Here is a 23,877-nt window from a genome sequence, read left to right on the forward strand (position 1 = left end):
TCAACTGGGGTGGTTCAAGACGCGTCTGTCGGATGGGAGCGCAATGCTTGCCGCCTGAAGTCAGCCTTTGGTGCGGGTGGCGTGGCTCTGATAGTCCCTGGGTCGTGGGTTCGAGCCCCACCCGCCCCACAACTCAACCGCAGGTCAGGCGGCAGATTCCTGACGCAAGATGCGCTCGTGCGCCAACGTCGTGACATCGCTGGTGACGTGAATGGCTGCTTGCGGCACGCGCAGCTCAGCCGCCGGACCAGGCCGCCTCACGCAGGTCGAGGAGAAGCGGAATCCGCAGACCCGGGCGACCATCTCGCAGCTCATGTCGAGGTGCTTCCAAGTGCACGACTACAACGGCTGATGAGATGCTGACGGGCTCACGCGCCGGGATCCGACGGCGGCGCGGACGGCGACCGCCGGATTCACCAGCACCGATGGTGCCGCGGCCCGCATCGAGAACATCGCCAGTCTGCGGGCGATGGCGGCGTCGTGGACGGCCGCCCTGCGGATCGCGCGCTGGATCGCGTTCGGCGGGGCGGCGAGCGCGTCCGCGCGGCCGAGGTCGTCCCACTTGTCGATGAACCGGTGTGCCCGGCGGTAGGTCCGCAAGGCGTGGCGAAGGTCTCCGCCTGCGGCCAGTGTCCCGGCGGTCGCGTCCGCGAGCCAGGCCGCGCTCCGGAAGGCCCAGCCACACCCGACCGCGGGGACCGGGTCGGACGCGGTGGCGGCGTCACCGATCAGCGCGAGTCGGGGACGCGGCGTCGGATCGCGCCGTACGCACGGATAGTCGGTTGTGCCGACGAAGTTCGACACCCGCCGCGCACCGGTGAGGGTCGGGCCGTCGGGCAGCTGTTCGACGAAGCGGCCGAACGCCCCTTCGCGGTCCTCGGTGAACTCCCGAAGCCGGGCCTTGCCGGGAAATACCCCCACTTGTGTCAGCCCGTCATCGACCCGGATGCAGACCGCGATGTCAGGATCGAGCATCCAGACCTGGCCATCGCCCGGACCGTTCATGGGCGCGCCCTCGTAGTAGGCCCAGAACAGGAAGCGCTGGTTGGGCGCCCGATCCTCGGCCACGCCGGCGAGGCCTGCGACGGTCGAACGGTGGCCGTCGGCCCCCACGATCAACCGTGCGCGCAGGATCAGCCGTTCGCCCCCGGGCGTCACTGCTACGACGCCGTCGATCGTTCCGGCTGAATCCTCGACGAGATCCACCACCCGATGGCCCAGCAAAAGGTCGACTCCGGGCGTGTTGGCCGCGATCTCGCGCAGCAGTGGATCCAGCTTGCTTCTGCGCAGGCTGATCGCGGGAGGGACCCCCTGATCCGGCCGCGGGACGATCCACCCCGCCTCTGTCCACACGCCCAGACCACGTGCGACGGCGGCCCCACGCGCGAGCATCGGCTGCCAGAAGTCGAGTCGTTGCAGCGTGTCGTGCGTGCCTCCGAGAATGAAATGTCCACAAAGTGTCTTGTGTGACTGTGGGTTACTGTGTCGTTCCAGCAACCCCACGCGTAGACCCGCGCGGCCATAGGCCGTCGCGGCGGTGCATCCCGCGATGCTCGCACCCACGATGATCACGTCGTAGTCCATGTTCCGCTCCTTCCGCTTCGTTACGGTCGTCCCGACAATGCGGTGGGCGGGTGGTCGCCGACATCCGTGGTGGATACCCAAACAACGGCCCGGTACCTACCATCGTGGGTGTCATGGACGGGTCCCCAGCCCTGGAGGAGCGCGACGAGCAACTGACGTCGCTCACCTCGTGGTGGGCGGAGACGGTGGCTGGGACCGGACGGCTGGTTCTCGTCGGCGGTGACGCGGGAGCCGGAAAGACCGCGCTGATCTCGGCGTTCAGGCGTGCTCTCGGTGCTGCCCGCTCCTGCTGGGGCGTGGCCGAGGCGCTCGCCACGCCGATTCCGCTCGGTCCGATCCGTGACATGGCCGACGAACTGTCGCCGCACATCGCAGGTCTGCTCACCGGCAAGGACCCGCTGGAAGTACGCCGCCGTCTTCTGGGCGAGCTGGGCATGCGCGGACCGATGCTCGTCGTACTGGAAGACGCGCATTGGGCGGACGAAGCGACATTTGACGTTCTGCGCTACCTTGCCCGCCGGCTCGAGCAGTTCGCGGTGATGGTGGTCGTGACGTATCGGCAGGACGAAGTGGGAGTTCGGCATCCGCTCCGGGTCCTTGCCGGTGATCTCGCGACGCTGCCTGTGGTACGGCGGCTGACGGTGCCGCCGCTGACCAGGGAGGCGGTTGCCCGGCTTGCGGCTGCCACCGACATCGACCCTGACGAGTTGCATCGGCGGACGGGTGGCAACGCGTTTTTCGTCGCCCAGGTGGTCGCGGATGGCCAGGCCGGCGTTCCCGCGACGGTTCGTGACGCGGTGCTGGCCAGGGCAGCACGACTGCGGCCGGCCGCGCGCGACGTACTCGACGCCGTGGCTTGCCTTCACACCCGGGTCGCGCCGGCGGTAGTCGAGGCCGTGTCAGGCCGGTCGGCGATCGAGCTCGACGAGTGCTTGGACCGTGGTCTACTGATGGCTGTCGATGGTGCGGTGTGCTTCCGGCACGAACTCGCTCGGGTTGCCGTCGAGGAGGCGGTCACGCCGAGTCGGGCCGCGCTGTTTCATCAACGCGCGCTTGCCGTGCTGCGTTCGTGTCCGCCAGGTGCGGTGGAGCCCGCCCGCCTCGCGGAGCACGCCGCCCGGGCCGGCGACGCGGCGGGAGTCCTCGAGTTCGCCAGAGCCGCCGCGGAGCAGGCGGCCGCCGTGGGCGCCCATCGAGAGGCGGCGGCCCACCTCCGCCGTGCACTTGACGTTTCCGGACAAGCCCCGCCGCGGGTTCGCGCGGAACTTCTCGAAGGTCTCGCCCAGGAATGCCACCTCGGCGACGACCTGGAGAATGCGCTCGTCGCCTGGCAGGACGCGATCGCTGCCTGGCGGGACATCGGTGACACCCGCCGCCAAGGCGGCGCGCTTGTCGGGCTCGCGATCACCGCGGCGCTGGGCGCTCGGTGGATCGCTCTCGGCCAGTCCGCGTGCGACGAGGCGCTCGAGCTACTCACCGGACGGCCGGGGCCGCAGTACGCCCTCGCCTGCGCTGTGCGGGCAAAGCTCTGCGCGATGTCGTTCTGCAACTCCGAGGCAATCGCGTGGGGAGAGCGGATCGGTCCGGCCGCAGGTGACGACGCACAGCCTGTGATTCGAGCGATGTCGCTGCTGTCGACCGGTGTCGGTCGCGCACAGAACGGCGAGCAGGCCGGCCTCGACCTGATCGAGGACAGCATCCGTCTGACTCAGCGGGCAGGTGCGTACAACGAGGCAGCGCTGGCCTACTTCTGGCTCGAGCTCATCTGTGTCACCCAGCGCTGGTACCGGCAGGCCGAGCGGTGGTACACGGAGGGAATCGCGTTCACCGAGGAACACGGCCAGGAGGTCTGGCGCCAATGGCTACGCGCGTTCCAGTCCCGTGCTCTGTTCGAGCAGGGAAGGTGGGAGCAGGCCGAGGCGATGGCTGCCGACGTGTTGCGATCGGCGAGCGTGGACGACGGACGCAAGATGGTGAGCATGGTGGTGCTCGGCCGCCTTCGGGTCCGGCGCGGTGACCCCGAACCACAGCGGCTGCTGGAGGAGGCCCGCGCGACGATGCGTTCCGCGGAGCCGGTCGTCGGCTGGATCGTCGGAACCGCACCGGCGCTGGCCGAGGCGGGCGTGTACGCCGGAGAGGCCGAGCTCGTCCGGGCTGTCGCCTCTGCGGTGCTCAGCCGCGAGGAGCCGGTGCGGGAACCGTGGTTCCTCGGCGAGCTGGCGTACTGGTCGTCACGAGTCGACGGGCCGATGACACCACCGCCCGATGCCGCTGAGCCGTGGCGGCTCCAGATCGCGGGCGAGTGGCAGAAAGCGGCGCAGTGCTGGCAGGAACTCGGCTGTCCGTACGAAGCTGCCCTCGCGCTCGCTGACTCCCCCCGAGAGTGGGCACTGCGCGAGGCCCTGGCGGAGTTCGATCGGCTCGGTGCCACCCCGATGCGGGACATCACGGCTCGCCGACTTCGTCGGTCAGGGGTGCGCGACATCCCGCGGCGACCCACCCGGACATCACGCGACGGTTTGAGTGCCCGCGAGCTCGAGGTTCTCACACTCGTGTCCGACGGTCTTCGCAACGCCGAGATCGCGCAGACCTTGTTCTTGTCCACCCGCACCGTCGAGCACCACGTCGGCACCGTGCTGCGAAAGCTCGGAGTCCCGAATCGGACCGAAGCGGCTCGCTACGCCAGACAGCATGGTGTGACCAGTTGAAGCACGGCTCGAAAGAGGCCCTCGCCGTACTGTCCGGATCCTCGTGAAACCGCTGTCGTAGCATCGGATCCCCGGAGTGCTCGGCCGAGGCAATGGACTTCCATCCGCCTCCGCCGACGGTCACTACCGACCTGAACCATGGCTGCCCGCCTGCGGAGTCAGGAATCCTGGAAGGTGATCTCAATGCCGACCCAAGGGTCAGGCTTGCGGCGAAGGGTGTACCAAGCTCGGGCCAGTCGGGCCAGGGGTGTTTTGCGGGCCATCAGGCGGTAGGCGTGCGTGGTCTCTTCTCGGTCGAGCACTCGCCCGGTGCCTTCCAATCTCTCCGCGTCGGCTGGAACGGTGCCGGCGGAGTTGGAGGGGGCGACGACGACGCGGGGATTGTTGCGTAGGCGCTTCAGTTTGCCGGTGTTGGAGTAGCTGAGGATGTAGAGCTTGCCGTCATCGACGACGCCGCCGACGGGGGTGGCCACTGGCGTGCCGTTTCTGCGGAAGGTCGTCAGCAGAACGGTGCTGCTCTTGGCGATGCGGTCGAGAGTTTCCGTGGTCATTGTGAGCCTGCTGGGAGGTGGAAGGGGATGCCGGTCAGCTTTTCGGACTCGGCCCAGAGCTTGGCGGCGATCTGTGGGTCGGTGCTGGTTCCTGGCAGCGATGCGAGGACGGGAGGTCCGAAGCTGCCGTACTTCGGGCCGTAGTACTGGCCGCTGCGGGCGTCCGGGTCGGTGGCGGCACGCAGCGCGGGCCATGCTCCCCGGTCTTTGCCTTGAATCGGTGCGGTGAGCCGGATCCGGGTAGGCCGGTTGATTCCGGGCCGGGCCGGGCTGAACGCATCGATGCAGAGACCTGGGTGGGCGGCGATGGCTCGGACGTCGGTTCCGGCGGCGCGCAGTCGTCGGTCGAGTTCGGCGGTGAACAGCAGGATGGCGTGCTTGGACTGGGTGTACGCCCTCTGTGCTGAGTAGCCGGATCGTTCGAGCTGTAGGTCCTCGGAATTGAAGGAGGCGGCCTTGGTCATGGTGCTGCCGACCGGGACGACGCGGCTTCCGGGTGTGGCGGCGAGGATCGGCATGGTCAGCGCGGTGAGCGCGAAGTGGCCGAGATGGTTGGTGCCGACGGCAACTTCGAAGCCGTTCCGCGTGGTCTGGCGTTGCTTGGCGGCGTTGATGCCGGCGTTGTGGATCAGCCCGTGGAGGCGGTCGAGTCCGGACAGCCGGCTTGCGGCGGCGGCGACGGAGTCGAGGTCGGCCAGGTCCAGCGGGATGATCGCGGCGATTTCCCTGCCGACTTGCCCGTGGATCGCGGAGGCGGCTGCTTGGGCGCGCTGGGTGTTCCGGGCGAGCAGCGCGACGTCGGCGCCGGCGGCGGTGAGTTGCTCGGCGATGAAGTAGCCGATTCCTGCGTTGCCGCCGGTCACGGCGTACGTTCGGCCGGTCAGGTCTGGAGGCGTCCATCTCATGTGATCACTCGTTCGCGCCGAGCCCGCCGAGACCGTGCGGCGTCGGGCTTTCGGAGCTGGAGGTCGCGGGAGGGACTGCTAGCGGCCGAGGGTGCCGAGCAGCATCGTGTGGAACGCGTCGCGGACGGCGTCGGTGAAGGGTTCCTGGAGGGCTTGCAGTTCGGGCGGTGTCTCGACGCCGGCCAGGAGGGAGTCGGTAGCACGTGTCTGTGCCCACAGGGCGCCGGTGAGCAAGGTGGCCCGGCTGGCCAGTCGGGCCACGACCAATTCGTCCTTGGCGGCAAGCGCCGGGACGGCGCGGGTGAGTATGCCGGTCAGGCGCTCGAGGTTCGTCATCGAATCGCGTTTGAAAGCCAGTGCGGTCTCCGCGCTGATCTTCCGCTCGAGCACCACGGCCTGCGCGCTGAGGAGTTCGCAGAACAGCGGATGTGCCGCGAGGCTGCGCGCCCAGGCGTCGGCGGCAGTCGCGACGTGCCGTTCGGTGCTGGTCCGGCCGCGGGGAGCCGGCAGCAACGGATCGAGTTCGTCGAGCCAGCGGGCGGTCTCGGCGTGGACGAGTTCGAGGAGGACGGCTTCGCGCGACTCGAAGTACCGCAGCACGTTGGAGGCGGCCAGGCCGACGCGTCGGCCGAGACCGTTGAGCGTGATCTCGGTCAGCGGCATCTCGGTCAGCATCTCGTGGGCCGCCGCGAGGATCTCCGCCTGGCGGGCGGTGCGCTGTTCGTCGGTCCGGGCCCGCTGGAAGTTCGGCATGCTTCCACTGTAGCGCATAACAGAGTGCTATTCTGTTATTAACAGAACAGCGGTCTCTTATCTGGAGGCTTCATGTCCAGTCCGCACCACCACGAGCTCACGACGGAACGGGTCGTCTTCGAGTCAGCCGGGGAAACCCTCGTCGGCACGCTGCATCTGCCTGCTTCCCGCCCGGCGGGGCGACTGCCCGCGGTCGTCGTTGCCGGCGCTTGGGGCACGGTGAAGGAGCAGATGGCCACCGGGTACGCCCGCGAGATGGCGACCCGCGGTTTCGCGGCGCTCGCGTTCGATTTCCGCAGCTGGGGCGAGAGCAGCGGCCGGCCGCGATCGATGGAAGACCCGCTGGCCAAGGCCGCGGACATCGCCGCGGCCGCCGCCTACCTGGCCGGCCGCGACGACATCGACCCGAGCGCGATCGGCGGGCTCGGCATCTGCGCCGGCAGCGCCTACCTGGCCACCGCCGCCACGCAGACGGAGTTCATCAAGTCCGTCGCGCTCATCGCCCCGGCTCTGCCGAGCCGCGAGATGACCGAGACGACCCTCGGCGGACAGCCGGGCGTCGACGCGTTGCTGGCGATGGCGCGGAACGTCGAGGAGCAGTACGTGAAGACCGGCGAGGAACGGCTCGTTCCCGCAGTGGAGCCGGCACCCGAGAACGCGCCAGCCGGCGCCGACTACTACAGCAATCCCGACCGCGGCATGGTCGCGGAGTGGGACAACACGTTCAACCCGATGTCGTGGCTGGCCTGGCTCGACTACGACGCACAAGCAGCCGCAACTCACCTCACCCAGCCGCTGTTCATCGTCCACGGTGCCAGCGCGGCCAGCCCCGAAAGCGTCCCCGAGTTCGTCGCGAAGGCCGCTCGTCCCGTCGAGCAACTGTGGCTCGACGGCGTCACCCAGTTCGACTTCTACGACCAGCCCGGCCCGATGAAGATCGCCTCGGACGCCGCAGCTCACCACTTCGAGCAAACCCTGCGGTGACGCCCCATGTGGCGATTGGCGCAGCCTCGGCCGACACAAGTCGGCCGGTGAGAGCTGCTACGGGTTGATGATGAGCTTCCGGGCCAGTCCGGGGAATCCCCGGAGGCTGTCGAATTCGTGGTTGGGCATGGACACGGTGACGTAGCCGCTGTCGGGATAGAACACGAACTCGATCACGCCCCCCGATACTTGCGGTGGATCTCGAACGCAGGCAATAGGCGGCGCAGCACGTCGGGGTGCTGAAGGATCTTGCCTTGAGCAACAACGAGGGCGTGGCATGTTTGCCCGGCGCGGTAGCTCGCCTTGGCGGCGCGGAAAATGACAAGCGCGAAGGCGTGAAAGGATGTCAGGATGCCGGCATGGTTGCGCGGGCGTTGAGCTTCGGGGTGGTGGCGGAGGCGTACGAGCGGTTCCGGCCTGGGTATCCCGTGGAACTGCTTGACCTGGTGATGGCGTACGCCGGTGGGCCGGTCCGGACTGCACTCGAGATCGGCGCTGGGACGGGCAAGGCGACGCGTCTGTTCGCGCGGGGAGGGATCGCGGTCACGGCGACGGAGCCTGACGCGGCCATGCTCGCGGAGCTGCGCAAACACGTGCCGGCGAACGTCACAACTGTGCAAGCGGCCTTCGAGGACCTACCGCTGGATTCGTCGTACGAGCTGGTGTATTCGGCTGCCGCGCTTCATTGGACCAAACCTCAAGGCCGGTGGGCGCGCATGGCCGCACTGGTTCGGCCGGGTGGAGTGTTCGCCTCGTTCGGGGTGCCGATCCAGTTGGCCGACCCGGATCTGAAGGAGGCCGTGCGCGCGGCGCGTTCGCCGTACCTGGAGGACGACGGCGTCCCGTCGCCTGACGGCGCAGCCCCCGTGGATCGCCCGATGGAGTGGCCCGGCACGGAGCTCCAGGAGGCCGAGGGGTTCACCGATGTCCGGCAGGCGGTGATCGAACGGCGCTTGACGGTGAGCGCTCACGACTATGTCGGATACCTGTCGACGGTCTCGGCGTACGTGATGCTGGCGCCCGCCGATCGAGAGCAGGTCTTCCGCCGAATCATCGAGGTCCTGCCCGAAACCGTGGAACTCGACGCGGAGATCACCGCCCACCTCGCTCGCCGTCACCAGTAGCAGTCGCCTACTCGAGTTGCGCCTGCAAGCTGCTTCGCGCCGCGGCCCGTCGGGCGGCTTGCCATTCGGCGCTCTTCTGCCAGTAGTAGTGGGTCTTTGTCTCGGGTGCCAGCGCAACGTTGTCGAACGTAGTGAGGGCGAGATGGACCTGCTCCCAGCTCGGCAGCGGTGCCTTCCGATGTTCGGCGTACGCCGTCCAGAGGTGGCGGCGGAGGTCGCCGTGGGCGAGGACCGGGTCCATGGCATCGACAGCTTCGAGGGCTTCGAGCAACGTTGTTCGCGCTGCCGGGCCGACGAACGGTGTGACCGATTCGGCAAGGCGCTGTGGCACGTGCTCGAGACTGACGTCGTGACACGCTGCGATCGCTGTGCCGAGCTGTTTTGCCAGCATTCGCAGGTGGTCGGGGGACATGTCGTCGGGCAGGGAGCCTCGGAGCCGGGTCACGGCGCAGAACGGGTACGGCGAGATCGCCGGTTCGTCCCAGCGGCCGAGCAGTTTCGAGACGAGCGGGTGGTCGACCGTTGCGTAGACGTCGCATTCGCGCTCTAGCTGCGCGACGATCGTGTGGTTTCGGGGGAAGAGAAAGGCGCGATCGCCGGCGAGCAGGACATGCTTCGTGGCGCCGTCGAACCGCGGTTCCATTGGCCCTGCTACCTCGCAGAGCTCCCTGAATCGCTTGAGTTCGGTCGCGACGAGGACAGCTGCGACGGCTGTTTCGTCATCCATGTCGAGCCACCGCCGGACGCGTTTCTCGCTGGAGGTCGTGCAACTGCCGTCTCTTGTCGACTGCGTGCGCCGCGCTCCGGTCGAACGCGTCGGTCTCGGGCCCTGACGAACTCGGGCGATCTCATCGTAGGCGCACAGTGGGGAGCGAAGGCCTAGTCGTGAAGCGCTTTCGGCTCGGTGATGTCGACGAGCTCGGTCGGCATACCGTCGGTGAGCAGACCTTTCAGTAGGTGGCCAAGCGGTGGTGGGAAGATCGTTTCGGTTGCTTCGGCAAGCTCGGGCGCTTGCCACCATCGGTATCCCAGGATGCTGCGGGCTTCGTAATCCGACAGGTTCGCCGGCGCTGGATCGAAGTGTTTGACCGAGTGCAGCAGCCACGTCTCGTGCACCTCGATGACCCGGCCGTCGAATTGGTACGTGTGATCGCGCCGCCAAACCGGACGCCCTGGCGGGAGGTCGACCAAGCCGGTCTCCTCGTAGGCCTCGCGGGCTGCGGCCGCCTGCAATGTCTCGCCGGGTTCGATGCCGCCGCCAACGGGATACCAGCATTCGGCCTGCGTCCGGGGGTCCTTGGCGTGGATGAGTAGCAGATGGTCATCGTCATCCAGTAACAGGAGCTTCACCGCGCGTCTCGCCACGGGCCAACAGTAGAGGTGGGACTTGCAGCAGGCGGCCGAGCGGTACATCGAGAAAACACATTGGCGGATGCCGCTGTCCGGATGATGGGGTGGCATGGTGACCGACCACGATCAGACGGGAACTGTCCGGCCGTTGACGCTGGATTGGGTGAGCCGGCACCTGGAGGTTGGCGAGCGGATCATCAGCACTGAGGTGCTGCACGGTGGAATCACGGCCGAGATGCGGAAACTGACCGTTGGCGCGCGGGATGGAAGGGCCCGTCAGCTGGTGCTGCGGACCTTCGTCGACGTGGAGTTTGCCGCGGACTGGCTGAGCAGGGAGGCCGGCGCGCTGAGCCTGCTCGCGGGGAGCGGCGTACCGGCTCCAGGATTGGTCGCGGTTGATGCGGCGGCGGTGCATTGCGAGTATCCGTCGCTGCTCATGACGCATGTGCCGGGCCGGACAGTCCTCGGGAATGAGGGAGTGGAGGCGCGCATCCCTGCGCTGGCTCGTCAGCTCGTGGCGATTCACGCGGTGCGGCCTGTTGAGAGGCCTCGCGAGTATGTTGCCTTGACGACTGCCGACACCGTCGTGGTGCCGAGGGTCGCCGATGCGGCGGTGTGGGGCGCGGCGATCGACGTGATCCGTACGCCGGCGCCGGCGTACGAGGGGCGGTTCCTGCATCGGGATTTGCAGCCTGGCAACGTGTTGTTCGACGAGTCGGGTGGCCGGATCACCGGAGTTGTCGACTGGGCGGCGGCCTCGTGGGGTCCGGCGGATCTTGATGTGGCGCATTGCGCTGTCAGTCTTGCGCTGCTGCATGGGCCGATGTGGGGTCTGCGGTTCGCTGCGGCGTACGAGGAGGCCGGCGGGGTGCTGGCCGCGGCGAAGAGCGAGCGGCTGTATTGGCAGGTGCGGGATGCGCTGGCGTCTTCGGAGGAGGTGCAGGTCGTGTCGCAGCCGTGGCGTGAGGCAGGGAGGACGGAGTTGACGACGCGGGTGGTGGAGGAGCGGCTGGATGCCTATGTCACCGCGCTGATGGAGACGCTGGGGTGACGCTGTCAGCTCAGGACAAGACCTGCGACATTGGTGACCTTGGCGACTGACTCGCGCAGCTCTTGCTCGTCGTGGTTGTCGATCGACCAGGTGAGGCCGGCGAACTCGCGGAGGACTCGGTAGTACTGAACGGTCTCGGGCAGGTCGGCGACAGACTGTTCCGCGAGCAGCGTCGCCATGAAGTCGTCACCCAGGTACCAGAGCGCCGCATAGTCGACCAGCGGGTCGCCGATCGCGGCGAACTCCCAGTCCAGTACGCCGGTCAGCCGGTGGTCGCGCATCAGCATGTTGCCGTACCAGAGGTCGCCATGCACCACGCCCGGCCGTGGGCAGTCGGCGATCCGATCGCCGAGCCGATTCATCAGCCGGGCGAGCTCCGCCAGCAGACGATCCTCAATCCGCCCGGTCAGCGCGGCCAAACCGGCCGTCTCGAGTTTTCGTTGCTGTTGGCACCATTCGGCGAAGGTCGGCAGCAGGCCGCGGGTCGTAGCGCTGTCCAACCCGTGCAGGGTTTCGAGGAATCGCGCGACGGACTCCGGAGCGACAGTCCGGTCGACCTCGTCACCCTCCAGCCACCGGACCAGGTGCGCGCCGTACGGCCGCTCGGGTGACGGGGGAATCCTGGACTCGACGATCGGTACTTCGACCGGCAGTGCATCGGCGACGGCGGCGAGTACGTCGGCCTCGTGGTCCTGCCGGCGTTGAGCCTCGGACGAGCGTGGTTCCCGGAGCAGCCACGGACCGGAGCGGGAGATCACCGCGGAGAACCCGTGGCGGACCGGCTGGAACGTGGTCAGATCGACGGCATCAGGCATCAGTGCAGATCCTCGCGGGTCCGGGGGTTGTTGACCGCTGAGCGTGCGCGGCATGCTGGCATCAAGTGGTCCCACGGCTGAATCTACCGATCACAGGAGACTCAGGATGGAGTTGCCCCCGGTCGTCTCAGCGGAGCAGTGGCAGCAGGCGCGCGATGCGCTGCTGGTCAAGGAGAAGGAACTCACCCACGCCCTGGACGCGCTGGCGGCGGAGCGCCGGCGGCTGCCGATGGTGCGGTTCGCCACCGACTACGTGTTCACCGGCCTGGATCGGAAGGCCGGGCTGGCGGACCTGTTCGACGGGCGCCGGCAGCTGATCGTTTACCAGATGATGGATCTCGGCCCGGACGAGTACTGCAACGGCTGTTCGAGCTTCGTGGACAACATCGGTCACCTGGCGCACCTGAACGCCCGCGACACCACCTTCGCCGTCGTCTCCGACATGCCGCCGGAGCAGGTGTCGCGTGGCGCCGGCGGATGGAGTGGACGATGCCGTTCTATTCCTCGCGCGGTACGACGTTCGCCGCCGATTGTGGCCTCGACGGCGGCTTCGGGCTGAGCGTGTTCCTGCGCGACGGCGAGGACGTCTATCGGACCTACTTCACCGAAGCCCGCGGAGTGGACCGGCTCCGGGCCGACCTCAACCTGCTCGACCTGACGCCGTACGGCCGCCAGGAGGAGTGGGAGGACTCCCCGCCGGGCTGGCCGCAGGATCCGACGATGAGCTGGATGCGGCACCACGACGAGTACGCCGACCAGCAGTGACGCCGGAGATCAATCCGAGCGCCCTTTCAGACGGCGGCTGACCGCGCGTTCGGCTTCCCGGGTCGCCTCGCGCTCGGCGAGTGTCTGCCGCTTGTCCCAGGTCTTCTTACCGCGGGCCAGAGCGATCTCGACCTTCGCGCGCCCGTCCTTGAAGTAGAGCAGCACCGGGACGATCGTCAGCCCGCTCTCGTTGACCTTGCGCTCGATCTTGTCGATCTGCGCCCGGTGCAGCAGGAGCTTCCGCTTGCGGCGTGACCCGTCGTTGAACCAGCGCGCCTGCGAGTACTGCGGGATGTGTACGCCGTGCAACCAGATCTCCCGGTCCTCGACCGAACCGAACCCGCCGACCAGCGACGCCCGCCCGGCCCGGAGCGCCTTCACCTCCGGCCCCTGCAGCACGATCCCCGCCTCCCAGGACTCGCCCAGGTGGTAGTCGTGGGCAGCCTTGCGGTTGCGCGCGATCACGGGGTCGGTCTGGGGCTTCTTCACGGGACAATTCTGCCTCGCCGCCCCGGTCTGCGAGCCAATCGGGGCGGATTCCGCCCTCAGTGCACGATCGGAGGCTTCGCCGTGGTCGACGTACTGAACGGCTTGAGACCGCGCAGCCGAGCAGATGCGGCGAACGCGGCTCCGGCCATCGCGATCCCCGCGAGGGTTCCCGCACCGAGCTGTGCCAGCTCGAGATTGCCGTCGTTGTGTGGGGGCAGGGGGACTGGTGCTGCGGAGGCCGTCCCACCGGACTCGTGTTTGTTGATGGCGCTGGCCGGCACGCTGATGGTCAGCGGCAGGCCGGCGATGCCGATGGTTGCGGCGATGGCGGCGATTCTGGTGATGGTCCTGGTGGCCATTGGATGTCGCTCCTTCGTGGGTTGGACATGCCATTGACTGTCCGGGACGAGGAGTGCTGTCGGCATCGGGCACGAGCGCTCGAATTGGCCGTCGTTCGCCTTATGTAACCGCGGCCGCGCCTTAGTCGCTGAGGGTGCCGGCGCCCGCACGGCCAGGCCTGGCAATCGCGGCGTCGTCGCACTATGACCCCACTCGATCGGGGCGCATGATGGGGGGATGGCCGGCTCGGTGGTCGGACGCGAGGCCGAGGTTGCGGTACTGCGCGGAGTGATCGCGGAGCTGCCGGAGCGTTCTGCGGCCGCGGTCGTTCGGGGTGAGGCGGGCATCGGGAAGACACTGCTCGTCCGGTCGGTTCTCGACGAGTACGCCGGTAGCGGTGTGCGGGTCTTTCGCGGCGCCTGTGCGCCGATGTCCGGTGCGACCGCCTACAGCGGTCTCGGCACCACGGTGACTGCTGCACTGAGCCAACCTGCGGCATCCGGCGAGTTCCCGTCCGCAGCCGCGGCCCGAGCCTGGTCGATGCAGACCCTCAGGGGAGTGCTCGACAGCGACTCGGCGCAAGGCACGATCCTGCTGGTCGAGGACGTGCACTGGGCTGATTGGTCCACGCTCGACTTCCTTGCCCACGTGACCCGTAACCTGCCCGAGTGGCGATTGCTGGTCCTGCTGACCTGGCGGGACGAGACGGCCCATCCCGACCGCCTGACCTGGCTGGCGGAGCTGCTTCGCTGCCCAGCCGTGATCGATTTGCCGCTGCGCCGACTGACCACTCGGGAGACCTCGGAGCAGGTGAGCGGTCTTCACCCCGGATGTACGGCGGACATGATCGCTGCCATCTACCAGCGCAGCGCGGGCAACCCCTATCTGAACGCCGAACTGGCCGGCGGCGATTTGGCGGTGCCGGCCTCGTTGCGTCAGCTGTTGCTCGCGCGCCTGCAGGCACTCTCGCCTCCGGCCCGGGTGATTGTCGCGTCCACCGGAACGCTGGCCCGCGCTCTCGACGATGATGACCTGCTGGCGGTGGTGAACGGTGACGCGGACGCCGTACGAGAGGCCTGTGACTCCGGTCTGGTGATCCGCGATCCGGCGGTCGGCTGCGTCGCGCGGCACCCGGTGATCGCCGAGGTCGCGTACGACCAGCTGCTGTCGCCCGAACGCCGCGAACTCCACGCACGGCTCGCACAGCAGCTGGCGGGCCGTGTTCGCAGCGATGCCGCCGCAGCGATGATCGCCGAGGTCGCTGAGCAGTACCACCGCGCCGGCGAGCGAGCTACGGCGTTCGGTTGGGCTTTGATGGCTGCCCGTGCCGCCGAGAAGGACTGCGCGTTCGCGGAGGCCGGCTATTGGTTCTCCGTTGCTTCGTCGCTCTGGAGACCGTCGGCCCTGGCCGATGACCGGGCGACGCATCGCCTCGTGCTCGCCGAGCGGGCGGCCTCGCTGCTCAGCGGCGCCGGCCGGCATGCCGAGGCTCTCGCGTTGCTCGAGGCGACGGTGGATGAGTCCGGCGCCGAGGTGGGACTGCTTGAGGCCTTGCTGATGCGGGGGAGGTTGCGCGCATTGACCGATGACCTCGCCGGCGCGATGGCGGACCTCGAGCGAGCTCAGCGTCTGGTGCCGGCCGGAGACGACCGAGTGCTCGGTCGAGTCAGCATCGCGCACGCGGTGCTGGTCAATCCTTATGGCCGCCAGGCCGAGGTCGCTGAGGCTGCCCGACTGGCGCTGGAGCACGCGACCCGAGCCGATGACATCCGCACGGTTGGACAGGCCCGGGCGACGCTGAGCTGGGTCGCCGTGAGCGAAGGCCGACTCGACGACGCAGTCGGCGAGGCGCAGGCCGCGTTGACGATCGCTCGCGACCTCGCCGAGCCGGAAGATCTGGCCATGGCAGCAATGCAGCTGACCTACGCGTACGGCGTGCGCGGCGACACCGACAACGTCCTGGCGGTCGCCAGTATGATCCAGCCCGAGCTCCGGCGCCTGATGGTCAACGAGCACTGGGTAGAGGGCGTCATCGAGAGCAATGCTGTGTTCGAGCTCTATCTCGCCGGTCGGTGGGATGAAGCGCTGGACAGGGACGACAAAGGTCGGCCACCGGCCGGACCGGCCTTCAAGGACTCCCAGCTCGCGCTGATCCACATGGAGCGAGGGGAGCTGTCGAAGGCCGTCGAGCTGATGCAGGGGCAAGAGCAGTTCGCGGTGGACGACCAGCCCATGATGAAGCGCGACTATGCATCCGTCACGGCCCAGCTGCGTCTGCTCCAGCAACGTCCTCACGAGGCGCTGGCCCTTGCCCTGGACGCCGCCGAACTCAGCCACGACACCGACGACGAACTGGTGTCGGGAGGGCTGCTACGGATCGGCCTCGAAGCAGCGGTCGCGTCGCAGTCACCCGACGGCTTCGATCGACTCGTGACGCTCCTTCGACGCGCCGTGTGCGGGGTCGAGGCCGCGGCGCTGGCCGCGATCGTCGAGGGAGAACGGTCCCGGATCCGCGGCACGCCCGACCCGGCTCCGTGGCTCACCGCCGCACAGGAGTGGGTGTCACTCGGCCGGCCGTACTGGGAGGCGCAAGCACGACTGCGGGCAGCCGAGGCGCTGCTGATTGACCGCGAGCACCCTGGCACCCGAGGCAGGGCGACCGGTGAGCTCGAAGCGGCGCGACGGATCGCCGAGCAGCTCGGCGCGGAGCCGCTGCTCGGCCAGATTCTGAAGCTGGCGAAGATTGCCGGGATTCACCTCGACGACTCCGCGACCGAGCACCGCGCGGACACCACCAGTACGCACCCGCCGTTGACCGAGCGTGAGCGTCAGGTGCTTACGCTGGTCGCGGCCGGACGGACAAATCGCGAAATCGGCGCGATGCTCTACATGAGCCCGAAGACTGCCAGCGTTCACGTCACCCACATCTTCGAGAAGCTCGGCGTGCGGACCCGTGTCCAGCTCGCCGCCGAAGCAATCCGGCTCGGTCTCGTGGAGAACCGCGCCGTACCTCCTGATGGGTGAGCGTTCTGTAGTTGCTCGTGTTTTCGGCGTCGGTGAAGCTGTCCTGCCCCAGGTGCTTGGACAGCGATATGAGCTTGTCGTTCTCCTCGCCCGTCAGCATGGGCGCGAGGAATACCCAGTACGAACGGGCGTTCGCCTGGAACGCGGGAGATTCCCAGGTTGGTCATGCGTATCGTGCAGGGTTATGAGCGTTAGCGTGCGAGCCTACGAGTCCGAGGATGCCCCGGCGACCTGGGAGGCGTACTTCCGGGCTATTCGGGACACGGCGTCGAAGGACTACTCGGTGGAGCAGATCGCCGCGTGGGCGCCGGAGTCGGTCGATCTTGTCGAGTGGAACGAACGGCGCTCGGCGGCGTACACCTTCGTTGCGGTCGTCGACGGGCGGGTCGTGGGGTTCAGCGACGTCACCGACGACGGGCTGCTCGACATGCTGTTCGTGCACTCGGATGCCGGCGGTCGTGGTGTGGCGCGGGCGCTGGTCGAGACGGTTGTTGCCAAGGCTCGCGAGTTGGGGTTGTCCGAGCTGCACACTCACGCGAGCCGGACGGCCCGGCCCGCGTTCGAGCGTTTTGGCTTCGAGGTCGAGCGGTTGAATGACCAGAACTGGATTCGGGGACAGTACGTGCCGAATTACGACATGCGTTTGACGGTCGGCTGAGGCCGCGCGGCACGCCACGGGGTCAGGTCGAGGTCGGGGTAGCGCTGCGCCATCCCGGTGAGAGTCTGCGGGGTCCAGAACGGATGTTTCGGCGGTGGGAAGCCGAAGAGTTCGAGCTGGCGTGGTGTTGCCCGGGGCACGAACTTGTACCACTCCGGGGTGTGACTGCGACTGGCCCATCCTTGCCGGAGGCCCCAATCGGCGTCCGATGGCCGGAAGGTGAGTTGCATCGAGTAGCGGGCGCCGCGTGGTTGGGTGAGGGCGGTGCCACGGTGGAAAGTGTCAGTGCTGAAGGCGATGATGGTGCCGCGTGGGCCGGCGGCGGATTGTTCGACCGCGTAGAGGTCGGCGTGGCTGTCGACGGAAACGAAGGCTCCGGTGCCGCCGGTGGGTTGGTAGAAGTTCGGGTTCGCCGGCAGATGGGCTGTGTGGCGTCGTGAGACGAGGTGGGGAGGACCGAGGTCTTCAGGCACGTCACTCAGGAAGACGAACATCTCCAGCTGTTGATAGCGATTTGCTGTCGACGGGACCAGGACTGTGGTTGAGATAGTCGCGGTGCAGGTTCTGTTCGTAGTTGGTGGCGCCGGTGTACTTCGCCCACGCTTCGGCGGAGTACAAACGAAGGTCTGGGTTGCCGAGGAGGTTCTCGGCGAGCTCGGTGGACTGCCAGCAGGCTCAGTTCCGTACTGGCGAAAGGGAACACATCGACGCCGTCGAATTCGTGGTGAACGTAACGCGCCCGGCGGGAGTCCGTGCCGTCGTGGAATCCCTGCGGAGTGGGGAACATGGTGTCCAACTCGTTCAGAGCGGGCGCCAGCTCCTCGTCCGAGAGATAGCCGGGCAGTACGACGAACCCGTCCGTGCGCCAGGTGTCGAGGGTGCGTTTGTCCATCGGGTCAATCTGGGTGTCTGTCGGCGCGACGCGCAACTCGTTTGTGGGGCCGGACGGATCGCGATTCCGAGTCGTGCGGGAGCCGGAGGACGGGGCCGATGATGCCGGCGAGCAGGATCGCGCTGGGGATCATGATCAGCGCCATCGCCGAGCCGACCGACAGTGCGCTGGTGCCCGCGAGGAGTCCGATGGCCGCGGGGGTGTAGAGGCCGGCGGCTCGGTGTCCGATGAACAAAGCGGTGAACCCGCCGCCGGGCCGGCCTGGTGCGCGAGCGGCTGCGTCGGCGAGTTGGGGTGCCAGGACCGAGATACCAAGGCCGATCATCACGACGCCTGCCAGTGCGAGGGCGATCGAGCCTGGCAACGTCGCCAGCAGGACTCCTGCGACGGCGATCGCCAATCCGCCGCGTACGGTCCTCGCGGCACCGAAGCTCGAGACGGCGTGGTCTCCGAGAAGTCGCCCGCAGGCCATCGCGATGGTGAAGACGGCGAACACCGCGGCGGCAACCCCGGCGTCGGCGCCGAGATCGTCACGGACCCTCAGCCCTGCCCACTCACCGGTCGCGATCTCGAGGGTCTCGGCCATCGCGTTCGCGATCGCGAGGCTGATCGCCGCAGCACCGAGCAACGCCCAGCGTCTGGTCCGGCTGCCAACAGCCGGGTGGTGCTGCAGGGGATGAGGCTTATCTCCTCGCAAGAGGCCTGGGGTGATGATCAGCAACGCGACGATGGCGATGCCCGCGACGGTGCAGTAGTGGGCGACGAGTGGAATGCCGAGCTGAGCAGCACCGGCGGCGGTCACGCCGCCGGCCAGCGCGCCCACGCTCCAGATGCCGTGCAAGCGGCTCATGACCGGCCGTGGCCGCTGGGCACTGATGATCGAGGCCTGCAGGTTCATGGCGACATCGACGAAGACGTCGAACGCCGCGAGCAGAACCAGTGTCGCCACCAAGACCGCGCCGGAACGCGAGGCGCCGATCCCCACCAAGGCGGTGGCGTAGAACAGCCCGCCGGCGACCAGGATCCGCTGGGAGCCTGCTCGTCGTACGGCGAATCCGGTGAAGAAGCTGGCGACGAGCGCGACGAAGCTGCCCGCCGAGAGGGTGAGACCGAGCTCAGCGGTGGAGACGCCGGCTTGGTCGCGGACCTCCGACAGGCGGGCGACGAAGGTGGCGTAGATGAAACCGTTGGCGAAGAACTGTGCACCCAGCGACACGACAGTCCGCCGCCCCGGATCCCCTCGCGCGCCGGCTCTCACCTGCGCTCGACCACGCTCGGCTCGTCCATCGCCGGAGACTAACCGGGCTCTTGCACCTCGTCGGAGGCGCGGCCTGTTTCCAGGCCCGCTACAGGACTGGGTGGGTCAGCCCAGGGCGCGGCGGAGGAAGCCCTTGTGGACCTCGCTGGCTCGTTGTTGTTCGCCGGCGAAGGCGCTGACGACCACCAGGGCGCCAGTGGCGGCGGGGACTGCCCACTGGAGGACTGCTAGTCGGCGTTGGGCTGATGCGACGTCCGGCGGGGTGGTGGCGGCGGGTTCCGTACCGGATTCCGCCGGTACGTCGGTTTGCGCGGAGACCTTCTTGCCCAGGGCTCGGCTGTACGCCGTAGCTCCGAGCGAGATCACGGTCAGGGCGGTTTTCACGATCACCATCGAGCCGACGCCGCGCTGGCCGGCGACGCGCGGGGCGTTGTCGGCGAGCTGGACCACGGAGCCGACCAGGTGGGAGCCGATCGCGGCGGCGTTGACCGGTGTCCAGCGGTCCCATCCCACGTTGGCCACCGCACCGGTCTTGTTGGGGTTGTCGGCCTGCGAAGCCGCGGCGTTCAAGGCGACCGCGTTCGCGAGCGTGCCGCCGAACCAAGCGGCGAGGCCAACGTCGTGCATCGAGCGAGCCAGAGTGTTGCGGGCCATCGGAGTCTCCTTCGTCGGAATGATTCCGGCGGCGGTACCCATGGATGGGCGCGGGTAACCGAGATCGGCGCACGGTGTCCTGAGAGCGGAGTGGTGGTCAGCGGCTGCGACAACGGCGGTAGCGATCTGCCCGGCAGTGCTCAACTTTCGAAGTCGCCGTCGGAAGGGGGGGGGCGATCACATGCTGTAGGCGGGCTCTCGCTGACCGACTCCTTTCACCGACCGACCTCAGCGACGTTCCGCCGACGGCGAAAACGGTTCGCTGGGGGTGAACCAGGGTGGTGGAGAGCGTCGCTCGGACGCGAGGGTTCGGGGATGCGATGGCGCGTGGTGGGCGGCAATCCGGAGTTCTTCAAGTTGTGGGTGGGGCAAGGGGTCTCGGCGGCGGGGACGGCCGTGACGGGGGTGGCGTTGCCGTTGGTGGCGGTGGTGGGGCTGGGGGCCTCGGCGGCGGAGATGGGCGTGCTGGCGGCGCTTGCGGTGGTGCCGCATCTGGTGTTCGGGTTGCCGGCTGGGGTGTGGGTGGATCGGGGGAGTCGGCGACGGTTCATGGTGGTGGCCGACGTGGGGCGGGCGGGGTTGCTGGGCGCGATTCCGTTGCTGGCGGCAACTGGTGAGCTGCGGATGCCGCATCTGTACGTCGTCGCGGTGCTGACCGGCGCGTTGACGGTGGTCTCCGACACGGCGTCGTTGGCCTTGTTGCCGGCGCTGGTGAAGCGGGAGGAACTGGCGGAGGCCAACAGTGCGTCGATGTTGAGTCAGACGCTGGCTTCGACGGCTGGGCCTTCGGCGGCAGGGTTGTTGATCCAGCTCCTCAGCGCGCCGGTCGCGATCGCGGTGGACGCGATGTCCTACGTCGGGTCGGCGGTGGCTTCGTTCCTGATCAAGGAACCGCCGCGGGAGACAACCGAACCCGCCCGGCCGAGGTTCGACCTGATGACAGGGCTCAAAGAACTGTTCGGCGATCCGGTGCTCGCTGGGCTGACACGCTCGGCGACCGTGGCGGCGGTGGCGGGCGCGATGCAAGGGCCGTTGGTGGTGCTCTACCTCGTGCGCGAGCTGCACTGGTCGCCAGTAGAGGTTGGCGTCGCGATCACCACCCTCGGCGTTTCCTCCGTACTCGGCACGCTCATCGCACCGGCGTACAGCAACAAGCTCGGGATGGGACCGGCCTACCTGACCGGCCAGCTGATCGCGGCGTGCGCCGGCTTCGCGTTGGCCGTGGCCTGGTGGCCGTTGGTCTTCGTCGGGCAGGTGATGACCGGACTCGGCATGCCCCTGTACGGCGTACCGCAGCGTGCGCTCCGGCAGACGCTGGTGCCCGACCACCTGCTCGGCCGTACGACGGCCGCCTGGCGCACCTTGGTGATCGGCGGCCAGACCGCCGGCGCTCTCGCCGGTGGACTCGTCGGCACGCTGCTGGACCTCCGGGCCGCACTGGTGATCAGCAGTCTCGGGATGCTGGTCGGCCTGATGCTGGCCGTCGTCTCACCAGTGCGGACCCTTCGTCAGCTGCCGAGCACCCGGTAGCGCAGGTGGGTCGCGTCGCTGCCCTGGAGTTGGCGAAGCGGCTCCAGTTCGACGTACTGGCCGTCGAAGAGGCGACGGCCGGCTCCGAGCAGGACCGGGACCAGATGGATCTCCAGCTCGTCCAGCTCACCGGCTTCGAGCAGGGCCTGGGCCGCTCCGGCGCCGTGGACCATGGCCACACCATCTCCGGCCGCGGCGCGGGCGTCGGCGGCACAGGCCGCGACGTCGTTGTAGTAGCGAGCGCTGCCAGGTGGCGGATCGAGGTCGACCTGCCGGGTCAGGATGCAGATCGGTACACCGTTGTGGTGGTCGCCGTTCCACTGCCCGGCCAGCTCGAACGTCCGGCGCCCGGCGATCACCGCGCCGGTCGCCATCGCCTCGGCGTACACCTGGCCGTCGACGCCCGTACCCATCCGTTCGTCGAGCCAGTTGAACAGCCGCCCGCCGCCCCGGCCGAGCTCTTGTCCCGCGCGGTCGTCCGGGCCGGTCACGAAACCGTCCAGGGACATCGACATGTAGAGCCTGATCATCGCCCCAGTACACACCAGGCCGCTTTCACATCGCTTTCAGCACTCCAGGAAAACCTTCGACCAAGGCTGAAGGGTGCCACGGCTGAAGCAGCGCAGCGCCTCGGCGGCCAAGTCTCAAATCTTGCATCACAGTTCTAGGTTGAGATTCATGGCAGCTGGAGCACCGCCCGTCCGTGTCGACGGCCTGACGATGACGTTTCGAGCACCGGTTCGCGAGGCCGGGTTGCGTGCCGCTCTGCGCTCGGTGGCGCGGCGGGAGTACCGGACGGTCGAGGCGGTCACCGACCTCTCGTTCGAGCTCGCGGCCGGCGAGGTGGTCGGGTTCATCGGGCCCAACGGCGCCGGCAAGACGACCACGATGAAGATCCTGTCCGGCATCCTGCACCCGACCGCGGGAGACGTCGAGGTGCTCGGCTTCGTCCCGTGGCACCGCAAGGCCGACTACCTGCGGCGGATCGCGCTGATTCGCGGCAGTCAGCCGATCGGCGGTCCGGCGGAGCTGACCGTGATGGACTCGATGCGGTACCAGCGCGTCCTGTACGCCGTACCGCGTGACGACCGGACACTCGACGAGCTGGTCGAACTGCTCGACATCGGCGACCTCCTGCAACGGCAGGTTCGCGCGCTGAGCCTCGGCGAGCGGATGCGCGCCGGACTCGCCCTGGCCCTGCTCTACCGCCCGAAGGTCCTGTTCCTCGACGAGCCGACGCTCGGTCTCGACGTCCTGGCCGCGGGTGCGCTCCGCCGCTTTGTCGCCGAGTACGCCGCCCGCACCGGCGCCACGATCCTGTTGACCAGCCACTACATGGCCGACGTCGAGACCCTCTGCAAGCGAGTGATCCTGATCGACAAGAGCCGCATCCGGTACGACGGTGGGCTCGACGCGCTGACGACGACGCTGTCGCCGTACAAGTTGCTCAAGGTGTCGGTCGCCGATCCCGCGGTGACCGAGTGGCAGCGGTTCGGCGAGGTCGAGCACAGCGAGGAAGGCAAGGTCGTACTGCGCGTCCGCCGGGACGAAGTGCCGGCCGTCACCGGTGCGCTGCTGGCCCAGGTGCCGGTCGTCGATCTCGCTGTCGAGGACCCGTCGCTCGACGTCGTGATGGACCGCTTCTACCGCGACGGGATCCCCTCATGACGATCGCGGTACGGCGTACATCGCTGCTGCTGGGGATGGCGATCTGGCGCAGTTCGGTGCAGTGGTGGAGCTTCCGGTCGTTCGTGATCACGCTGGTCGCCGCGCGGACCGTGACGCCGCTGCTGGGGTTGTTCGTCTGGTCGGCGGCCGTCCCTGGCGACACCGGCATCACGACGTACTACGTGGTGCTGCTCGCCGTGCAGCTGATGACGGTCTCCTACGAGCACCACACGCTGGCGAGCGACATCTACGGCGGCGACTTCGCCGTCGAGCTGGTCAAACCGCGGCCGGTCGTGCTGGACCTGCTCGGCACCAACCTGGCGTTGCGCTTCTGGCACGTGATGTTCGGAGCCCCGGTCATCGTCGCGGTCGCCCTGCTGGCGGACATCTCCTTGACCGGTGTCGATCTGCTGCTCGCACTGCCGGCGATCGTGCTCGCGGCCGGGCTGAGATTCGTGTTCACCTACACGCTGGCCCTGACCGCGGTCTGGACGCAACGGGCGCACGGCGCGGTCGCGATGGGGGAGACGCTGATCTTCCTGCTCGGTGGGACAGCGGCGCCGTTGACCTTCCTGCCTGAACCGTTCCGGGCGGCGGGGGCTGTGCTGCCGTTCTGGTCGATGCTCGGGGCACCGGCCGAAATTGCCGCCGGCAACATCGACGACGTGCTCGAGGTCTACGCGGTCCAGCTCGGCTGGCTGGCCGTGACCGGGCTGATCGCCGTCCTGGTCTGGCGTCGCGCGGTTCGCCGATTCACGGCTTTCGGAGGATGACG

The 23,877-nt window shown here is 68.1% G+C and carries 22 protein-coding genes and 1 pseudogene; 10 read left to right on the plus strand and 13 right to left on the minus strand.

Annotated features, from left to right (window positions below):
• Window positions 1-339: 339 nt before the first annotated feature.
• Complete coding sequence (locus tag ACQPXM_RS14320; protein ID WP_432948656.1) at window positions 340-1,584, minus strand: FAD-dependent oxidoreductase; 1,245 nt, start codon at window positions 1,582-1,584, stop codon at window positions 340-342.
• A gap of 113 nt (window positions 1,585-1,697) precedes the next feature.
• On the opposite strand from ACQPXM_RS14320, the gene ACQPXM_RS14325 reads away from it, so the two are divergent.
• Window positions 1,698-4,292: an ATP-binding protein gene (locus tag ACQPXM_RS14325; RefSeq protein WP_432948658.1), complete on the plus strand. Its 2,595-nt coding sequence runs from the start codon at window positions 1,698-1,700 to the stop codon at window positions 4,290-4,292.
• A gap of 158 nt (window positions 4,293-4,450) precedes the next feature.
• On the opposite strand, the gene ACQPXM_RS14330 is transcribed toward ACQPXM_RS14325, so the two are convergent.
• The 3 genes from ACQPXM_RS14330 to ACQPXM_RS14340 form a co-directional block, all read right to left on the minus strand.
• Window positions 4,451-4,843 (minus strand): PPOX class F420-dependent oxidoreductase, encoded by a 393-nt coding sequence (locus ACQPXM_RS14330; RefSeq protein ID WP_432948659.1) that lies wholly within the window; start codon window positions 4,841-4,843, stop codon window positions 4,451-4,453.
• A complete protein-coding gene (locus tag ACQPXM_RS14335) occupies window positions 4,840-5,748 on the minus strand; it encodes an SDR family NAD(P)-dependent oxidoreductase (RefSeq protein WP_432948660.1) in 909 nt (302 codons plus the stop codon). Before ACQPXM_RS14335 ends, ACQPXM_RS14330 begins: the two co-directional genes overlap by 4 nt.
• 78 nt (window positions 5,749-5,826) lie before the next feature.
• Window positions 5,827-6,501: a TetR/AcrR family transcriptional regulator gene (locus ACQPXM_RS14340; protein ID WP_432948662.1), complete on the minus strand. Its 675-nt coding sequence runs from the start codon at window positions 6,499-6,501 to the stop codon at window positions 5,827-5,829.
• A 72-nt stretch (window positions 6,502-6,573) separates the two neighbouring features.
• Between ACQPXM_RS14340 and ACQPXM_RS14345 the strand changes: the two genes are divergently transcribed.
• Both ACQPXM_RS14345 and ACQPXM_RS14350 read left to right on the plus strand, forming a co-directional pair.
• Window positions 6,574-7,485: an alpha/beta hydrolase gene (locus ACQPXM_RS14345; RefSeq protein WP_432948664.1), complete on the plus strand. Its 912-nt coding sequence runs from the start codon at window positions 6,574-6,576 to the stop codon at window positions 7,483-7,485.
• A 359-nt stretch (window positions 7,486-7,844) separates the two neighbouring features.
• Window positions 7,845-8,609 (plus strand): class I SAM-dependent methyltransferase, encoded by a 765-nt coding sequence (locus ACQPXM_RS14350; protein ID WP_432948666.1) that lies wholly within the window; start codon window positions 7,845-7,847, stop codon window positions 8,607-8,609.
• 7 nt (window positions 8,610-8,616) lie between these two features.
• Here ACQPXM_RS14350 and ACQPXM_RS14355 read toward each other — a convergent pair whose 3' ends face one another.
• Window positions 8,617-9,336, minus strand: a complete 720-nt coding sequence (locus ACQPXM_RS14355; RefSeq protein ID WP_432948668.1) for a hypothetical protein — start codon at window positions 9,334-9,336, stop codon at window positions 8,617-8,619.
• A 152-nt stretch (window positions 9,337-9,488) separates the two neighbouring features.
• Window positions 9,489-9,974, minus strand: a complete 486-nt coding sequence (locus tag ACQPXM_RS14360) for an NUDIX domain-containing protein (RefSeq protein ID WP_432948670.1) — start codon at window positions 9,972-9,974, stop codon at window positions 9,489-9,491.
• A gap of 94 nt (window positions 9,975-10,068) precedes the next feature.
• Between ACQPXM_RS14360 and ACQPXM_RS14365 the strand changes: the two genes are divergently transcribed.
• Window positions 10,069-11,010 carry a phosphotransferase family protein gene (locus ACQPXM_RS14365; protein ID WP_432948672.1) on the plus strand — a complete coding sequence of 314 codons (942 nt, stop codon included), beginning with the start codon at window positions 10,069-10,071 and terminating at the stop codon, window positions 11,008-11,010.
• Window positions 11,011-11,015: 5 nt separating this feature from the next.
• Here the strand turns inward: ACQPXM_RS14365 and ACQPXM_RS14370 are convergent, their stop codons facing one another.
• A complete protein-coding gene (locus ACQPXM_RS14370; protein WP_432948674.1) occupies window positions 11,016-11,825 on the minus strand; it encodes a phosphotransferase family protein in 810 nt (269 codons plus the stop codon).
• Window positions 11,826-11,931: 106 nt separating this feature from the next.
• On the opposite strand from ACQPXM_RS14370, the pseudogene ACQPXM_RS14375 reads away from it, so the two are divergent.
• Window positions 11,932-12,590 (plus strand): annotated as a pseudogene (locus ACQPXM_RS14375) (DUF899 domain-containing protein).
• Window positions 12,591-12,599: 9 nt separating this feature from the next.
• Here the strand turns inward: ACQPXM_RS14375 and smpB are convergent.
• Together smpB and ACQPXM_RS14385 are read right to left on the minus strand one after the other, a co-directional pair.
• Window positions 12,600-13,079: an SsrA-binding protein SmpB gene (gene smpB / locus ACQPXM_RS14380; RefSeq protein WP_432948676.1), complete on the minus strand. Its 480-nt coding sequence runs from the start codon at window positions 13,077-13,079 to the stop codon at window positions 12,600-12,602.
• Between the two features lie 56 nt (window positions 13,080-13,135).
• Window positions 13,136-13,438, minus strand: a complete 303-nt coding sequence (locus ACQPXM_RS14385) for a hypothetical protein (RefSeq protein ID WP_432948678.1) — start codon at window positions 13,436-13,438, stop codon at window positions 13,136-13,138.
• 217 nt (window positions 13,439-13,655) lie between these two features.
• Here ACQPXM_RS14385 and ACQPXM_RS14390 point away from each other — a divergent pair, with 217 nt between their 5' ends.
• Both ACQPXM_RS14390 and ACQPXM_RS14395 read left to right on the plus strand, forming a co-directional pair.
• A complete protein-coding gene (locus ACQPXM_RS14390; RefSeq protein ID WP_432948680.1) occupies window positions 13,656-16,442 on the plus strand; it encodes a LuxR C-terminal-related transcriptional regulator in 2,787 nt (928 codons plus the stop codon).
• 283 nt (window positions 16,443-16,725) lie between these two features.
• Window positions 16,726-17,100: a GNAT family N-acetyltransferase gene (locus ACQPXM_RS14395; RefSeq protein ID WP_432948682.1), complete on the plus strand. Its 375-nt coding sequence runs from the start codon at window positions 16,726-16,728 to the stop codon at window positions 17,098-17,100.
• Here ACQPXM_RS14395 and ACQPXM_RS14400 read toward each other — a convergent pair.
• From ACQPXM_RS14400 to ACQPXM_RS14410, 3 genes are all read right to left on the minus strand, one after another.
• Window positions 17,073-17,594 carry a hypothetical protein gene (locus ACQPXM_RS14400; protein ID WP_432948684.1) on the minus strand — a complete coding sequence of 174 codons (522 nt, stop codon included), beginning with the start codon at window positions 17,592-17,594 and terminating at the stop codon, window positions 17,073-17,075. The genes ACQPXM_RS14395 and ACQPXM_RS14400 overlap by 28 nt on opposite strands.
• 402 nt (window positions 17,595-17,996) lie before the next feature.
• Window positions 17,997-19,208, minus strand: coding sequence for an MFS transporter (locus tag ACQPXM_RS14405; protein ID WP_432948686.1), 1,212 nt, complete (start codon window positions 19,206-19,208; stop codon window positions 17,997-17,999).
• Between the two features lie 147 nt (window positions 19,209-19,355).
• Window positions 19,356-19,904, minus strand: a complete 549-nt coding sequence (locus ACQPXM_RS14410; protein ID WP_432948688.1) for a hypothetical protein — start codon at window positions 19,902-19,904, stop codon at window positions 19,356-19,358.
• A 315-nt stretch (window positions 19,905-20,219) separates the two neighbouring features.
• Here ACQPXM_RS14410 and ACQPXM_RS14415 point away from each other — a divergent pair, with 315 nt between their 5' ends.
• Window positions 20,220-21,434, plus strand: coding sequence for an MFS transporter (locus ACQPXM_RS14415; protein ID WP_432948690.1), 1,215 nt, complete (start codon window positions 20,220-20,222; stop codon window positions 21,432-21,434).
• Here the strand turns inward: ACQPXM_RS14415 and ACQPXM_RS14420 are convergent.
• Complete coding sequence (locus ACQPXM_RS14420; protein WP_432948692.1) at window positions 21,413-21,964, minus strand: dihydrofolate reductase family protein; 552 nt, start codon at window positions 21,962-21,964, stop codon at window positions 21,413-21,415. The two genes, ACQPXM_RS14415 and ACQPXM_RS14420, sit on opposite strands and share 22 nt — an antisense overlap.
• Before the next feature lie 148 nt (window positions 21,965-22,112).
• On the opposite strand from ACQPXM_RS14420, the gene ACQPXM_RS14425 reads away from it, so the two are divergent.
• Together ACQPXM_RS14425 and ACQPXM_RS14430 are read left to right on the plus strand one after the other, a co-directional pair.
• Window positions 22,113-23,102 carry an ABC transporter ATP-binding protein gene (locus ACQPXM_RS14425; protein WP_432948694.1) on the plus strand — a complete coding sequence of 330 codons (990 nt, stop codon included), beginning with the start codon at window positions 22,113-22,115 and terminating at the stop codon, window positions 23,100-23,102.
• Entirely contained in the window at window positions 23,099-23,875 is a 777-nt protein-coding gene (locus tag ACQPXM_RS14430; RefSeq protein WP_432948696.1) for an ABC-2 family transporter protein, read from the plus strand. Before ACQPXM_RS14425 ends, ACQPXM_RS14430 begins: the two co-directional genes overlap by 4 nt.
• Window positions 23,876-23,877: the final 2 nt, after the last annotated feature.

This window comes from Kribbella sp. CA-253562, assembly GCF_050942265.1.
Lineage (GTDB): Bacteria > Actinomycetota > Actinomycetes > Propionibacteriales > Kribbellaceae > Kribbella.